This window comes from Pseudomonas sp. 05N433 (genome assembly GCF_056396925.1).
Map to the genome: position 1 here is coordinate 14547 of NZ_JBFTML010000017.1, position 14827 is coordinate 29373.

General features: G+C 56.8%; 13 protein-coding genes and 1 tRNA gene. 9 read left to right on the forward strand and 5 right to left on the reverse strand.

Annotation, left to right across the window (positions count from 1 at the left end):
* Nucleotides 1-87: 87 nt before the first annotated feature.
* From AC1DIS_RS11500 to AC1DIS_RS11510, 3 genes are all read left to right on the forward strand, one after another.
* Entirely contained in the window at nt 88-417 is a 330-nt protein-coding gene (locus tag AC1DIS_RS11500) for a GNAT family N-acetyltransferase (RefSeq protein ID WP_477780889.1), read from the forward strand.
* A gap of 646 nt (nt 418-1063) precedes the next feature.
* Nucleotides 1064-1279, forward strand: a complete 216-nt coding sequence (locus tag AC1DIS_RS11505; protein ID WP_477748794.1) for a hypothetical protein — start codon at nt 1064-1066, stop codon at nt 1277-1279.
* A 196-nt stretch (nt 1280-1475) separates the two neighbouring features.
* Nucleotides 1476-1856: a hypothetical protein gene (locus tag AC1DIS_RS11510; protein WP_009043509.1), complete on the forward strand. Its 381-nt coding sequence runs from the start codon at nt 1476-1478 to the stop codon at nt 1854-1856.
* A 172-nt stretch (nt 1857-2028) separates the two neighbouring features.
* Here the strand turns inward: AC1DIS_RS11510 and AC1DIS_RS11515 are convergent, their stop codons facing one another.
* Nucleotides 2029-2649, reverse strand: a complete 621-nt coding sequence (locus tag AC1DIS_RS11515) for a tyrosine-type recombinase/integrase (RefSeq protein ID WP_201062309.1) — start codon at nt 2647-2649, stop codon at nt 2029-2031.
* Between the two features lie 797 nt (nt 2650-3446).
* Between AC1DIS_RS11515 and AC1DIS_RS11520 the strand changes: the two genes are divergently transcribed.
* From AC1DIS_RS11520 to AC1DIS_RS11535, 4 genes are all read left to right on the forward strand, one after another.
* Nucleotides 3447-3764 carry a DUF7677 family protein gene (locus tag AC1DIS_RS11520; protein WP_073638595.1) on the forward strand — a complete coding sequence of 106 codons (318 nt, stop codon included), beginning with the start codon at nt 3447-3449 and terminating at the stop codon, nt 3762-3764.
* A gap of 678 nt (nt 3765-4442) precedes the next feature.
* A complete protein-coding gene (locus AC1DIS_RS11525) occupies nt 4443-7442 on the forward strand; it encodes a DEAD/DEAH box helicase (RefSeq protein ID WP_477748795.1) in 3000 nt (999 codons plus the stop codon).
* Nucleotides 7443-7527: 85 nt separating this feature from the next.
* Nucleotides 7528-8433, forward strand: a complete 906-nt coding sequence (locus AC1DIS_RS11530; protein WP_477748796.1) for an AbiJ-NTD4 domain-containing protein — start codon at nt 7528-7530, stop codon at nt 8431-8433.
* 76 nt (nt 8434-8509) lie between these two features.
* Complete coding sequence (locus tag AC1DIS_RS11535) at nt 8510-9223, forward strand: TIGR02391 family protein (RefSeq protein ID WP_477748797.1); 714 nt, start codon at nt 8510-8512, stop codon at nt 9221-9223.
* 339 nt (nt 9224-9562) lie between these two features.
* Here the strand turns inward: AC1DIS_RS11535 and AC1DIS_RS11540 are convergent.
* Nucleotides 9563-9650 (reverse strand) — tRNA-Ser (locus AC1DIS_RS11540).
* Nucleotides 9651-9773: 123 nt separating this feature from the next.
* On the opposite strand from AC1DIS_RS11540, the gene AC1DIS_RS11545 reads away from it, so the two are divergent.
* Nucleotides 9774-10445 carry a Bax inhibitor-1/YccA family protein gene (locus AC1DIS_RS11545; RefSeq protein WP_018927616.1) on the forward strand — a complete coding sequence of 224 codons (672 nt, stop codon included), beginning with the start codon at nt 9774-9776 and terminating at the stop codon, nt 10443-10445.
* Between the two features lie 88 nt (nt 10446-10533).
* Here the strand turns inward: AC1DIS_RS11545 and AC1DIS_RS11550 are convergent, their stop codons facing one another.
* Nucleotides 10534-10971, reverse strand: a complete 438-nt coding sequence (locus AC1DIS_RS11550) for an Lrp/AsnC family transcriptional regulator (RefSeq protein ID WP_477748798.1) — start codon at nt 10969-10971, stop codon at nt 10534-10536.
* Nucleotides 10972-11106: 135 nt separating this feature from the next.
* Here AC1DIS_RS11550 and AC1DIS_RS11555 point away from each other — a divergent pair, with 135 nt between their 5' ends.
* On the forward strand, nt 11107-12000 hold the full coding sequence (locus AC1DIS_RS11555) for a DMT family transporter (RefSeq protein WP_018927617.1): 894 nt from the start codon (nt 11107-11109) through the stop codon (nt 11998-12000).
* Nucleotides 12001-12008: 8 nt separating this feature from the next.
* Here the strand turns inward: AC1DIS_RS11555 and AC1DIS_RS11560 are convergent, their stop codons facing one another.
* Both AC1DIS_RS11560 and AC1DIS_RS11565 read right to left on the reverse strand, forming a co-directional pair.
* Nucleotides 12009-13052 (reverse strand): FUSC family protein, encoded by a 1044-nt coding sequence (locus tag AC1DIS_RS11560; RefSeq protein WP_477748562.1) that lies wholly within the window; start codon nt 13050-13052, stop codon nt 12009-12011.
* 62 nt (nt 13053-13114) lie between these two features.
* Nucleotides 13115-14740, reverse strand: coding sequence for an NADP-dependent glyceraldehyde-3-phosphate dehydrogenase (locus AC1DIS_RS11565; protein WP_018927619.1), 1626 nt, complete (start codon nt 14738-14740; stop codon nt 13115-13117).
* Between the last annotated feature and the right edge of the window lie 87 nt (nt 14741-14827).

Below are 14827 nucleotides of genomic sequence, written 5' to 3' on the forward strand. Positions count from 1 at the left end.
CGTTTTAAACCTATTGCGGAGAGGAATGTAAGTTGGATGATATAATTTTTCGACAAGGGCAGCGCGTTCAACTCTGCGCTTTACAATATTTCCTGGCCACATAGAACCGCTATGACAGGTACAATTATAGGTGAAAAAAAATATTGGGGAAATGGCCTGGCGACGGAGGCCAGAATGCTGTTATTGGATTTTGCGTTTAACTCGGTAGATCTATTCTCGGTGATGGCACAGATAATTGCACTCAATAAAGCTAGTATTTCGTCAGTTATGAAATGCGGCTATGAGGAGGTAGGTCGCATACCTGACTGGATTCGCACTAGAAGTGGCACTAGATGCGACGAAGTATTGTTTGTTGTAACACAGAAAAAATGGCGCCCACTTTGGAAGCAGTACATACGAGCCACCGAGCGCGTTTAACCCCACTGACCTCCACGGTGTGGTGTAATCGCAGCACAGCCACCAATGATCATTCAAATTTTATGGACTCTGCAATGCCCAGGGGTTTTTATCACAACGTTGGAATGACTACGTAAAATTTACAAAAGTGTTTACAATACTAACTTGTTAACTAACAAAGGAGCCCGGCAAAGAGACGGCCCTTGCTTGGACGCAAGGTTGTGCCCATCGCAAATACGCTGGAGCGTGAGTCGTTATTTTAGCCCCACCTCCAAATGCGTCACTTAAACCATCAATTGTACCGACTGCTACAAAAAAAGATGCAAAGGCGATAGGCATCAGACTCAAGGCTACTTCCCGGTTGACCGGTTTTTAATTGATAGTGGATCCGTCCGCAAGGCGCACAAACCAAGAAAACGCGAACGCATCAGCTGCAAACTCCAGGCTTTTGGCTTTTAGCTTTCTGAAGGGCCCTGTAGTTTTCGATCGACCCCCAATAGGGCCTGAATTTCCTCTGATTTTGTAGACATAAATGAAAGGCAGCTTGGGGTCGAAAGTAGCCGGTGACAGCTTCATCAATTGACCATACTCCAATCAACCTATTGCAGGTTCCAATTGGGGGCACTGTCGCTGCTATGCTTGAGCTTTCTCGAAAGGAATCGACACCATGCCAAGCGATTATTCACTGTCGGATGTACTGGAAAGGCTGTTCGAAAATCAGCAGGCCTTAGAGGCGGCCATTATGGAGTTGACCCTGCTGATTGAGGAGCAAGGGGTACAGGAAGTGGGCGGAAATGTCCATGGTGCACTGTGGACCATGGGTGAAAACGCCGGTCATATCAAACAAGGCCTGGCTCGATTGAAGAAATTGGACATCGGCTAGGTGCAACACCTTTGCCAAGGCTGCCTGAATCCGACTCCAAAGTGCCTATGGGCACATCGTTCGAGGGTTCTGACGACGATCAGACGCTTGATGCCAAAAAGAGGCGGAGAGTTGATTCTGGCAAGCGATGAGCAGACATTTTTTTGCGATTTACTCTGATACGCTGCTGAAGCACTCGTTTACAGGAGTTGTTCGCATGATTGGCAAGTTAATTTCGACGGGTTTCAGTTTGGCCACCTTGCCCGCCCGCCTGACTTTTCGCAGCGTCCGCGCCTTGGCCATGACGCCTGCCGAAGCCAGCCGCCTGCTGGCGGACATGCGTCAGGCATCGGATCAGGCGGTGCAGGAACTCCAGGGGCTATTGGCCAACGTTGATGCGGACATGACCCACAAAACGGCGCACCTCAGTGCTGCCGACAAGCGCCTGGCAGCCGAACTGGCCCTGCACGCCGCCGAACAACACCTGAACATGGCCGCGATCAACATTCTGCGGGCCGTCTGGCTGACGCTTCACTCGACGCCGAACTTGCCGCCAAGCGAGCTTGATAAGCGGCTTGAACAGACACGTAACGACTAACAGACCGTCCGGCGGATCGGTCGATCCGAGCGAGAAATGGGAGCTCAGCATCCTTGAATCGGCGCTTCATGTGCAGGTGGGGTTTATGGAGCGCTTACAATTCGGTTAGTCAGTCCGGTTCACCTCACTGGCAGCTATTGGCGACAGTTTAGTTGCGACCATCGCAGAGGAATTACACCTCCGTCTGTTCAGCCATTTCTAGGGCATCATCGACCTCGATACCCAGGTATCTGACAGTGCTTTCAAGCTTCGTATGACCAAGCAGGAGTTGCACAGCTCTCAGGTTCTTCGTCCTGCGATAGATCAGTGATGCCTTGGTTCGCCGGAGCGTGTGAGTACCGTACATGGTTGGGTCAAGTCCAATGGTTGTCACCCACGCTTTGACTATTCGAGCGTATTGCCTGGTGGATAGATGGTCTGAGCCGTGCAACCGGGTCGGAAACAAGAAGTCCTCGCTGCGGAGACGGGCCTGATGCATCCAAGCCTCCAGAACTGTTCGGGTTTGCTCTGTGATTTCAAATTGCACTGGGTGCTGGGTTTTCTGCTGCATCACGATGGCCCGTGACGACACATGTTCCCCATGGGCTATGTCTCGGACTCGCAGCTTGGTTAAGTCACAGGCACGCAGCTTGCTGTCGATGGCCAAGTTGAAGAGAGCCAGATCCCGTGTTTTCTCCGCGAGCTGGAGTCTTACCCGAATAGCCCAGATATCTCTGACTCGGAGCGGGGCTTTCTGTCCGACTAGCTTTCCCTTGTTCCAAGGCTGATGACTATATGTAGCGATGATCTTCATGGTTTGTCCTCCACGTTGAGGGAGGACAAGAGTGGATCAGTCACGGTGCGTGGTGGTCGCTAACCGACCCATAGCTGCCGGTCAGCACCGACAGTAAACGGCCAGAAGCAGACAAAACCGTGGCAAATGGATGGCATGGGCCGCTATGCTGAGTCTTTGCAAAGTACTGAGCTTGCCGTCACCAATAAGAATGTCAGTAATCAGGATAGTCACATGCATCACATCATCGGTTTATACACCTCGAAAAAAACAGAGCAATTGTGGCGGCTAGAGTCTCAAGACCAAATTGTTTTCAGATCTGATTGCTTTCATTCCCTTGGTTATTTTTACCTGATAGCTCCTGCTTTTGAACAATATGCTCAAAGAGATGCAAGGGTAAGCATTACGTCAATGAACGTAAGATTTTGCCTCAGAGGTGACGATCTAAATAACGCGGTGGAAATTTTGAATAATTTCGAAATGGCGCTATATCAGCGACCCACAAGCTGGCGGGAATATTTAGGTGAAATTCAGTACCCCAGGCAACCACGGCGGCCAATTCAACCGTTGTTATTCAGGGAGCGACTATCTCGACTCGTCCACAAGCTGCGAGCGTTAGTGCTTAAAGCTCAAGCCCAGGATGCGGGCCTTGTGTATGGGAACGGGGTCTGTTACCGCTCTCTGCGCGGTATAAAATTGCCGTCCGGTACTGTTGTGTATTCTTAGATCCTGGTTAACGGTACAAGCCTTTCTTTTTGCTTGGGACGTGATAGAGCTCGCCCTTCAATCAAACCAGAATATTTACTACGAAAAATTATATGAAAAAGCTAAGTAACGATTTCAGTGGGGCACTCCGAACATTTGCATACTTCATGGCAAGTGGAACCCACTACATGCTAAAAAACGTGGAGTACCTAGACGTTTATGGCTCAGAACCAAGTGCAATTGAGATGGTGTTCGCAATATTTGCGAACGTGATAGAAATGGACAGTGAAGGGAATGTGCTCAATTTCACCCACGCCCAAAAGAGAGCGACTGACTACCTAAGGTCCTACTGCGACTCATCTTTCAAAGTGACGCCACCTCTTGAAGACTGGGAAACCGAACTTTATGGGCCGCCCCCACTCGGACGCTAAGAGCGGGCTTTAATCTGTTGCGAAAAAAACACATATTGGAAATTTCTCCCTCTTTACTGAACGACCGCTTTTGGCCGGAAGCGGTCGGTCATGAGCGCCTGCTTACGGGTGACACCGCTAGCTTTGGGTAGTGAGCAGTCATTCGCTAACGTCTGCTAACCGCCGACCTCCGATCCAGGCAGCGGGAGCGGCGTGCTCACAATTATGTTGAGGGCAAATCTAGGGCCGCAGCAGACCACAAGACGCCAAAGGATTGAATGGAGAGACCGATTAATGTTGGCCTTACGCCTGTAGCGACGAGAGAAGGGGGGCGAAGCAAAATTCTGCCTCGCGATCAATGCGAGACATCTATCGTGTGAAAACAGAAAAGCAACCGTAAGAAAAAGAAATTCATCAAGTCGTTGATGGCCATATAGAGTCACGCGGGAAGCACGCCAATTGCTGAAGCGTCTCGCTGCTTCAATGACGCTGTGCTTGGCTTAAGTGCCGAACAGCATATCGCGAGACAACGCCTCTAAGCGAACGCTCAACCGAAAATCTGCCTCGTTTCATCGAGAGAGTTGGCGCAATTAAATCGGCGGATGCGACTATGCTCGTTGTTCCTGAGGGCGTTGCGTCCGCGCGCGGCGAGCGACGTGATCGAATAACTCTTGGCGCACAGCGGATAGGGGGGGCGACGTGGCGATCAAAGCTATTTTCGTGGGCATCAACAAACACCTCGACGCGGCAATCCCCGAGCTGGGCGGGGCCCGCCGCGATGCGACGGCGTTGTGGGCGCTGTTCACCGACACCGTCGAAGGCCTGGCTGGCCGACTGCTTGTCGATGAGGTCGCCACGCATGCAGAGGTGTCGCAGGCCATCCTCGGAACGCTGTCGGCCGCGGGCCAGGACGACGTGATAGTCATCACATTCGCTGGCCACGGTTCTCCCGATGGAAACCTGGTCCTGTTCGATACCAACGCAGCCGATCTTTCCAGCACAGGCCTGTCGATGGCGGGCTTGGCCGATGCCTTTAAGGCGACGAAGGCGCGTGCGGTGCTGTGCGTGCTTGACTGCTGCTTCAGCGGGCAGGCACCTGCGCGTGTACTGGAGGCTGCAGCGCGACCGCGCAGCGCATTTGCGTTGACTGGGATTTACGGGGAGGGGCGCATTCTGCTTGCCGCCTGTGCAACCAACGAATCTGCCTGGGAGCAGCCGGGCACCGGACACGGATTGCTCACACATGCCGTGATCGAGGCGTTGACGGGGGCGGTCGGCGACTCGGTCAGCTTTCCGGAAATCGCCGGAGAGATCATCCGGTTGGCGCGTGTCGAGGCCGAGCGCATCAGCGTGACACAGACGCCTGTATTCCTGGGCAACGTCCAGGGTGGCCTCGTGTTTCCGGCTCTCAGGCGCGGTGACAACTACGCCGCTGCGTTCCCGGCCAGAGCGGTCCAGCAAATGTCGGGGTCGTTTGCGGAATTTTCTGCGCACGGCTTTCCGCCGGAAATCGTCGAACAGTGGACAACGGACTTCCCGCGAGGCCTCAACGCACTGCAACTTAAGGCAGTCAACGAACACGGCGTACTGGCCGGCAGATCGCTGCTGGTGGTCGCGCCGACTAGTTCGGGTAAGACCATGATCGGCGAACTGGCTGCGATTCAGGCAGTCACTGCCGGCAAGAAAGCCGCGTTTCTGCTGCCGTATCGGGCGCTGGTCAGCGAGAAGTTCGAGGAGTTCAGCGAGCGATACGGAACTGCGGGGCTGCGCGTCGTTCGGTGCAGCGGTGATGCAACGGATGGCATCGGTCCCGTGTTGGGCGGCCGCTATGACCTGGGTTTCTTCACCTATGAAACCTTTCTCAATCTGGCGCTCGGTTCGCCGCGCCTGTTCAACCAGCTCGGCCTCGTCGTACTTGACGAGGGGCAGTTCATCACGGACCCTAATCGAGGTATTACGGTTGAGCTGATCTTCGCGCTCCTGCTACGAGCACGGCAGCGTGGCATTGAACCGCAACTTGTGATCTTGTCGGCGGTGATTGGCAACCTCAACAGCTTCGATCGCTGGCTCGACCTGCCTTTGCTGATGTCCCGCGAGCGGCCTGTGCCCCTGGTCGAGGGCGTGCTTGATCGACACGGGACGTTCCAGTTCGTCGATGCGGACGGCACCACCAAGACCGAATCCCTGTTGCCAGCGCATCGCATCGTGCAGCGTCGCGAAAAGCCCAGCTCGCAGGACGTGATCGTGCCGCTGGTCCAGCAACTGGTCGCACAGGGCGAAAAGTTGCTGGTCTTCCGCAACATGCGTGGTCCGGCGCAGGGCTGCGCCAAATACTTGTCCAAGGAATTGGTACTCGGTCCCGCGACTACCGTTCTGGCCGTGCTTCCGACTCAGGATCTGACTGGCGCCTCGCAGGATCTGCGGGAGTGCCTCGCTGGCGGTACTGCATTCCACAACACCAATCTCTTGCGTGCGGAGCGCGAAGCCGTCGAGAAGGGGTATCGCGATGCTGGCGGCGGCATCCATGCGCTGGTGGCCACGACGACGCTGGCTGCCGGCATCAACACTCCGGCATCTACGGTGATCCTCGCGGAGAACGAATTCGTCGGAGAGGACGGCCGGCCATTCACCGTCGCCGAGTACAAGAACATGGCGGGGCGGGCGGGACGGCTCGGATACAACGAGACCGGCAAGGCCATCATCCTCGCCGACACGCCGATGGAGCGCGCGCAGCTATTCCAGAAATACGTGCTCGGTGTGCCGGAAGATGTGAAGTCATCCTTCCAGCAACGCGACCTGCCAACCTGGACGCTGCGCTTGCTTAGCCAAGTCCGGGGCGTGCGTGCCACCGAAATTCCTGGCCTCTTGGTCAACACGTTCGGTGGCTACTCTGCATCACGTGCGAATCCTCAATGGATCGCGATGGTGGAGCACGAAGTCACCGCTTTGGTTGAGCGCCTGTTGCAGGCTGGGCTGGCCGAGCGCGAGGGCGAGTTGATCCACCTTACCTTGCTCGGACGCGCCTGCGGCGCTTCGTCCTTGTCGTTTGAGTCGAGCCTGCGGCTGGTCGAGTTGATGAAACAACTCAACGCCGCACAGACGTCGCCCACCCAGGTGCTGGCGATGGTGCAGGTCCTCGACGAGATGGATTCGATCTATACACCGGTTATGAAGCGGGGCAGGTCGGAGAGCGTGCGCTCCAATGATGTGGCGCAGCGTTATGGGCATGCGATGACGCAGGCACTGCAGCGATATTGCCGGGACGAGATTGAGTTCTGGTGCCGATGCAAGCGCGCGGCGCTCTTGTACGACTGGATCGAGGGCACCCCCGTCGATGTGTTGGAGAAGCGGTTCTCTACCACGCCCTTCGGAGGCGCTGTCGGATACGGGAACATCATCGGTATCGCCGACGCAACCCGCTTTCACCTGCGCTCGACGCACCAAATCCTGTCGGCACTCTTCCCGGGCCAGCCTACGTTCTTGGCGGGACTCGACGAAATCCTGCAGCGGCTCGAATTCGGCCTTCCAGCCGGTGCGTTGCCGCTCACAAACTTGCCGATTACTCTGACTAGGGGGCAGTACCTCGGGCTCTTCAATGCCGGATGCTTGACGCCGGAAGCCGTGAACGACTTGAGCGTAGAGCGGCTAGAAGCATGCATTGGTCCAACTAGCGCGCCCTTATTGAGGCCACAAGCATGAACACCATCGTACTGCGCAGGGAAATGAATATTTTGGACAGACACGTCGCCACCATCGCGTCGTGGCCGCGAACGGAGTCAACGTGATGAGCGACTACTTCAGCGATCGTCAGAATGGTCCGCGCGCACGCACCGAGCAGGTGATTTCGCCCACGGTCTGGGCGGGCCTGGTGGCAACGGTGCAGGCGTTGATCAATAGCGGCGCATTCGGCCTGCGTTTCCCCGAACGCTGCCCGGACGGACAAGCAACTTGCGGCGGCGATGCGGACGCCTTGGCGGCTTCGGTAAGCGCAGAAATGCCGGGTCTGGCTTGGCCGTTGGAGACCGTCTCCATTGATGGGGAGGGCTACTTTGCCAAGCGCCAGCCGTTCGCGCCGGACACCTTGCTCGTCTTGGACTTCATCGAGTTCGTTCACGCGTCATTGGCAAAACCGATCTCAGGAAAGTATCACGACTACTTCAGTCATCACCACCTGACCTTTGACCAAGAGGCGGGGCAGGAAGACTTCCGCGTGACCGTCAATCGTATATTCGCGCGCAACGGGGTTGCGTTCGAGATGCTGCCCAATGGCCGAATTGAACGAGTGCTCCCGCCGGTGCTTGGCGAAGAACTGAAGCGAACGCTCTTCAATACCGGTGATCGCACGCTCGACAATATGCTCGACGAGTGCCGGGCTAAGTTTTCGGACCGCAATCCATTGGTGCGTCGTGAAGCGCTGGAGCGGCTGTGGGACGCATGGGAACGACTCAAATCACTGGCTGACCCGAGCGACAAGAAGCGCTCAGTCAAGATCATCCTCGACGCGATTACTTCCGTGCCTTCGCTGCGGGAGAGATTGGAGGCAGAAGCGAGAGAACTGAGCTCCATTGGAAACAGTCACCTCATTCGGCATTCGGAGATCAGCCAGGTGCCGGTGATCGATGTGGACCAGGTCGACTACCTGTTCCACCGCCTGTTCGCCATGATTCAACTGATGCTGAGAAAAAAGTAGAAGTTGGGTCGCTCAAGCGTTATGCGGAGTTAGTGACGCCTTAATAAATGGAAAAGATAAATCGGGGAGGGACGCAATGCTTGAATGGTACTTGGAGGTAAATGCTCTATTTCGGGCAATGCGTCAGAAAGCGATCGACGCACAAGGCCTCCTTGCGAGCGACGATAAAACAGGGGCCAAGTTGATCAATGGCTATTTGAAATCCGACTATCAACTGCTACGCAAGCTGTGGACCGGCGCAGGGTTCCCCGAGCAGGACATGGGAAATCTTGGCAGGCATATCGGATTTGGCGACGCGAATGACTACGACGACATCCTTGCGCGCGATCTACCCCAGGTTGAGGTGAGGGCAGAAGCGCACGTGCGCGACGCGACGGGCGCCAAACCGAGCATTGGTTTTGAGGAATTGCTGCATCCGGTAATCTTCGCGCATGCCTTCCAGCACTATATGGACGGACATTACCGCGATGCCGTGTTGAACTCCGTCGTTGCAATCTTTGATCTGATGCGAGAACGCACCGGCCTGGATCTCGACGGCGCAGCATTGGCGACGCAAGTGTTGAGCTTGGAAAGACCGCACCTGATCCTTAGCGAACTCGACACGGAGTCGGGTAGGAATGATCAGAAAGGGTTCATGCAAATTTTGGTCGGCGCTTACCTTGGCATTCGCAATCCCAAGGCTCATTCGCTAAATCATGATCTCGACTCGGAGAAGGCCGCGCAGTATCTGATCTTCACCAGCCTTCTAGCTCGACGGATCTACGAAGCAAAAGACGCTCCGAAGACCTGATTAAGGCAAAACCAGATGGCCTTGAGCTGGCTAAATGCCGTTACCGCCTTTGGAAACTCGCTAATGTTGATCGCCCCCCCAAAAAAAACGACTTCCGAGAGCAAAGACTGGAGTTAGACAGAACATCCGCTTTCGGCCGAAAGCAGCCTACTGCTCAAGTATAAACTCGTCTGTCGCATTAAATCTGGCAATTGAAATTTTCGGTAGGATGGCGTCTGAAAAGCAGGGTTGCGGAAATGCCCGAAAAGATGCGGAAACGATCCATAGAGATAGGAGCAAAATTCCTGAATGCCAGAAACGACAAAGCCCTGAATAATCAGGGCTTTGTCGTATCAGATATGGCGGAGGCGATGGGATTCGAACTCATGGACCTGTTACAGTCGACGGTTTTCAAGACCGTTGCCTTAAACCACTCGGCCACACCTCCGTTTGCGTTGCGGGCGCCATAATACCTGAATGAAACACACTGTCAAACTCTCTGCATGGCTTGTTACAGAGCGTCTGTTATGATCTTTGCGACTGAACGTTTCAAACCAACAGGAGTGTCGCCATGCGCGAACAGGATTACGCAGTTAATAACAGCGTGCAGGCTGAGCAGCTAGAGGTTAGCCGCGTCCTGCGCAACACTTACGGCCTACTCGCTCTCACCCTCGCATTCAGCGGCGTGATGGCGTTTGTCGCACAGCAGATGCGTGTCGGTTACCCGAACGTCTTTGTGGTGCTGATCGGCTTCTACGGCCTTTTCTTCCTCACCAACAAACTCCGTGACTCGGCGTGGGGCCTGGTTTCTGCGTTCGCGCTGACCGGTTTCATGGGTTTCCTGCTCGGCCCGATCCTCAACCGTTACCTGGGCATGCAGGGCGGCGCGGAAGTGGTCAGCTCGGCCTTCGCGATGACCGCGCTGGTGTTCGGCGGCCTGTCGGCTTATGTGCTGATCACCCGTAAGGACATGAGCTTCCTGGGTGGTTTCATCACGGCCGGTTTCTTCGTGTTGCTGGGTGCGACGCTGGCGAGCTTCTTCTTCAAGATCAGCGGTCTGCAACTGGCGATCAGCGCAGGTTTCGTGCTGTTCTCCTCGGTCTGCATTTTGTTCCAGACCAGCGCCATCATTCACGGCGGCGAGCGCAACTACATCATGGCGACCATCAGCCTGTATGTATCGATCTACAACCTGTTCATCAGCTTGCTGCAGCTGTTCGGCATCATGGGCCGCGATGATTGATCGCCAGCCTTGAGTAAAAAACCCGCTTCGGCGGGTTTTTTATCGTCTGGGAATCGGGGTATCCACGTCTTTGCGAACCAAACAGCACTCACGCCACCGGTGGCAGCCGGCGTTTGATCGGGGTTTTCTTGACGATGGCGGTGTTGGTTTCGGCGTGGGTGTTGAGGCGGTCGAGGAGGGTGTCCAGTTGTTCCATCGAGCGCACATGCAGGCGGGCGATGAAGCAGTCGTCACCGGTGACTTTGTCGCACTCGGTGAATTCGGGAATCGCCTGAATCTGCCGCTCCACTTCCTGCAACTGGCCCGGCAACGGGCGGATGCGGACGATGGCCTGGAGTTGATAGCCGAAGCATTTAGGGTCGATTTCGACGGTATAGCCCTTGAGTACGCCGCGTTCTTCGAGGCGGCGCAGGCGCTCGGCAACGCTGGGCGAGGACAGGCCGCTGATCTGTGCCAGGGCTTTGAGCGAGCGGCGGGAGTCTTCCATCAACGCGCTGATCAGCACTTGGTCGATGTCGTCGGTCATGGCGAATCCCCTGTTAGGCAATCGGCTGGATAAGCCTTGATAAAAAAGGCAGATACCGAGTTTAGCCTGCTTTTTGCGCTGGAGAAGCCCCTCGGCGGATTGGCATACTTTGGCCTCAAACACAGGAGGTTGATGATGGACAGAACACTACGTCGCGGCTCATTCGAGATGACCGCCGCCATGCTGATTTCCGGGACCATTGGCTGGTTCGTGCTGGTGTCCGGGCAACCGGTGCTGGACGTGGTGTTCTGGCGCTGCGTGTTCGGTGCCGCCACCTTGTTGCTGATCTGCGCGGCGTTCGGCTTTCTGCGCCCTGGCATTTTGACGTCCACCACTTTCTTGTTGGCCGTACTGAGTGGTGTGGCGATTGTCGGTAACTGGGTGCTGTTGTTCGCGTCCTATTCGCGCGCCTCGATTGCCATCGGCACGGCGGTTTATAACGTCCAGCCGTTCATGTTGGTGGGGCTGGCCGCGCTGTTTCTCGGGGAGAAAATCACCCTGCAAAAACTGTTCTGGCTGGGCATTTCGTTTCTCGGGATGCTGGCGATTGTCAGCGCACATGGCGAGCAAGGCGAGGGTGGCAACGATTACCTGATGGGGATCGCTCTGGCGCTGGGTGCTGCCTTCCTGTACGCGATTGCCGCATTGATCATCAAACGCCTGACCGGCACGCCACCGCATCTGATCGCGTTGATCCAGGTCTGCACCGGCGTGCTGTTGCTCGCGCCCTTTGCGCACTTCTCGGCGATGCCGCAAGCGCCCAGTGCCTGGGCCAGCCTGGTGACCCTGGGTATCGTGCATACCGGCTTGATGTATGTGCTGCTCTACGGAGCAATTCAAAAGCTACCGACCGCCCTGACCGGCGCGTTGTCGTTCATCTATCCGATTGCGGCGATTTTCGTGGATTGGTTTGCCTTCGGTCATCGCCTGGAGCCGCTGCAATGGATCGGTGTCGCCGCGATTCTGCTGGCCGCCGCCGGGATGCAACAGGGTTGGGGCCTGAAGCTTCGGCGGGTGGCTACACAATAAACGGCCTCTCAGATGTTCCAGCGCGGTGCGGTTTTCGCCAGACGCTGGCGCATCTCGCCGATGTTCGCGGCCAATTGTCGGGTCAGCAATCGGTAGCCATCCAGTGGACTGTAGACCGGCATATCAAGCGTAGAGTCCAATAGCGGTTCGGCTGGCCGGCTGAGCCGTTGTGACGCGCCCGATTTCAATGCCCGGGCCATACCGATCAGTTGCACTCGGATCTGTCGGTGCTCGGTTTTCAATGCCGATTGCAGGTGGGCCATTGCCTCAGAGTCATCGGCATTCGGCCGGCTATTGCCGAGGATTTCCAGGATGCTGACGCACATCCGCAGGTTGCGCTGAATCGCATCGAGTTCGGTCATGGAAACCCGCACCTCCTTGGACACCGAGGGCATCAGTGAGCGCAGTTGCACCATGACTGCGTTCAAGCGATTCATGAGCTTCAAGTGCTCGTCAGCGGCGACGGACTCGCCGTTGATGATACGGCCGTAGATTGCCGCGCAGTCGCGCAACGCATCGGCCAGGTTGTAGCGCCAGGAATACACCGCGTACAGCGGCAGGGCAAAGGAGAAAGCCAGTGCCAGGGCGATGCCGATCAGAATATCCACCCCGCGCCACAGGCCATCGGTGACCGGGTTGTCACCGTGCCCGGCAACGATAAACACGGTGATCGCCGACAGCAGCGCCGTATAACCACCCTTGCCGATGGCGTGGTACGAGAAAAACCCGCACACCACCGACATTGCGAAATAGGTCAGCCACGGCATCCCGAGCCAGGCCTGTTGCGCCACCAGCAACAAGCCGACACCGGCCCCGATCAAGGTGCCGATGGCTCGCTCGGCGGCTTTTTTGCCGATGTTACCGTGGTGCTGCAAACCGCCGATCACCACCAGCATGGTCACCGACGCCCATTCGCCATGGGGCAGATGGATGCCGGTGGTCAGCAGAATCGTCGCCAGCAACCCCAAGGAAACCCGCACCGCATGGATCAGTTTGGCGTGGCGGTAGCGCCGGTACGGGTCCAGCAATGGACGCAGTATTCGGCGCAACAGCGGCGGCAGTCGAAGGCCTTTGATGATGCTCAGTCTGGTGTCCTCAGAAAATTTTGGTGTCCTCAGAAAATATAGTCGGTGGTCAGGAAGCTCGAGTTCCGGCCGCTGATGATCTCGCTGAGAAGCTCTTTGCTGCTTTCCTGGAACTTGGTCGCCACCAGGGTCCGGATCGAAAATACCCGCAGCGCATCATGCACCGACAACGTGCCCTCGGCGGAGTTCTTGCGGCCGTTGAACGGGTAGGTGTCCGGGCCGCGTTGGCACTGGGCGTTGAGGTTGATCCGGCCGACCTGGTTGGCGAAGGTGTCCACCAGCCTGCCGACCGCCACCGGGTTGGTGCCGAAGATGCTCAGTTGCTGGCCGAAGTCGGATTCCAGGACGTAATCGATCACGGTGTCCAGATGACGGTAAGGCACGATCGGCACGACCGGGCCAAACTGTTCTTCCTGATAGACGCGCATCTGCGGTGTCACCGGGTACAACACGGCCGGGTAGAAGAACGATGCCCGGGACTCACCACCATTGGGGTTGACCACGGCGGCGCCTTTGCTGACCGAGTCCGCCACCAGCGAATGCAGATAATCGACTTTGCTCGCCTCCGGCAGCGGTGTCAGGGCCACGCCGCTGTCCCACGGCATGCCGGGTTTCAGTGAGGCGAGCCTGGCGTTGAATTTCTCGATGAACGCTTCGACCACGTCTTCATGGACGAAGAGGATTTTCAGCGCGGTGCAGCGCTGACCGTTGAACGACAGGGAGCCGGTGACGGCTTCGCTGACCGCGTTGTCCAGATCCACCTCTGGCAACACGATGCCGGGGTTCTTCGCATCCAGGCCCAGTGCCGCACGCAAGCGGTGAGGCCGCGGGTGAAGCTTTTTCAGGTCGCTGGCAGCCTTGTTGGTGCCGATAAACGCAAAGATATCGATCTTGCCGCTGGCCATCAGTGCGCTGACGGTCTCGCGGCCACTGCCGTAAATGACGTTGATCACCCCGGCCGGGAAGCTGTCGCGAAAGGCTTCCAGCAGCGGACGAATCAACAGCACCCCCAGCTTGGCCGGCTTGAACACCACGGTGTTGCCCATGATCAGCGCCGGAATCAGCGTGGTGAAAGTCTCGTTCAGCGGATAGTTGTAAGGCCCCATGCACAACGCCACGCCCATCGGAACGCGGCGGATCTGGCCGAGGGTGTCCTGTTCCAGTTCGAATCGGCTGGAGCGGCGGTCGAGTTCCTTGAGGGCGTTGATGGTGTCGACGATGTAGTCGCAGGTGCGGTCGAACTCTTTCTCCGAGTCCTTGAGGTTCTTGCCGATCTCCCACATCAGCAACTTGACCACCGCCTCGCGCTGTTCGCGCATACGACCGAGGAAGGTCTCGACATGCTGGATACGCTCGGCCACGCGCATGGTCGGCCACAAACCCTGGCCCCGGTCATAGGCACGGACAGCCGCGTCGAGCGCGGTCAGGGCGGTGTCGGCATCGAGCAGCGGCGTGCTGCCGAGGATCACTTGTTCATCGCCATTCGCGCCGCTCAGGTACACCGGGCTGCGCACCTGGGCGAGGGGGCCGGACCAGGTTTTCAGTTCACCGTCGACCAGGTATTCGCGCTGCTCGGTCTGGCCGTTGAGGCGATACTTTTCCGGGATGCCGTCGGCGGTGGGAAACAGGTTGCCAAGGATCGATGCTGTGGTCATATCGCTACCCCGTCTGGATTGGGTGATGCACTGATGAATCGTTTTAGCAGACCTCGGCCTGGCTTGTCATGGCTCATCTTATGGTTT

Excerpts from the sequence above, each read along its gene's own strand:
- AC1DIS_RS11505 (WP_477748794.1), top strand. The coding sequence starts at position 1,064 with ATGCCAAGCGATTATTCACTGTCGGATGTACTGGAAAGGCTGTTCGAA.
- AC1DIS_RS11510 (WP_009043509.1), top strand. The coding sequence starts at position 1,476 with ATGATTGGCAAGTTAATTTCGACGGGTTTCAGTTTGGCCACCTTGCCC.
- AC1DIS_RS11515 (WP_201062309.1), bottom strand. The coding sequence starts at position 2,649 with ATGAAGATCATCGCTACATATAGTCATCAGCCTTGGAACAAGGGAAAG.
- AC1DIS_RS11520 (WP_073638595.1), top strand. The coding sequence starts at position 3,447 with ATGAAAAAGCTAAGTAACGATTTCAGTGGGGCACTCCGAACATTTGCA.
- AC1DIS_RS11530 (WP_477748796.1), top strand. The coding sequence starts at position 7,528 with ATGAGCGACTACTTCAGCGATCGTCAGAATGGTCCGCGCGCACGCACC.
- AC1DIS_RS11535 (WP_477748797.1), top strand. The coding sequence starts at position 8,510 with ATGCTTGAATGGTACTTGGAGGTAAATGCTCTATTTCGGGCAATGCGT.
- AC1DIS_RS11545 (WP_018927616.1), top strand. The coding sequence starts at position 9,774 with ATGCGCGAACAGGATTACGCAGTTAATAACAGCGTGCAGGCTGAGCAG.
- AC1DIS_RS11550 (WP_477748798.1), bottom strand. The coding sequence starts at position 10,971 with ATGACCGACGACATCGACCAAGTGCTGATCAGCGCGTTGATGGAAGAC.
- AC1DIS_RS11555 (WP_018927617.1), top strand. The coding sequence starts at position 11,107 with ATGGACAGAACACTACGTCGCGGCTCATTCGAGATGACCGCCGCCATG.
- AC1DIS_RS11565 (WP_018927619.1), bottom strand. The coding sequence starts at position 14,740 with ATGACCACAGCATCGATCCTTGGCAACCTGTTTCCCACCGCCGACGGC.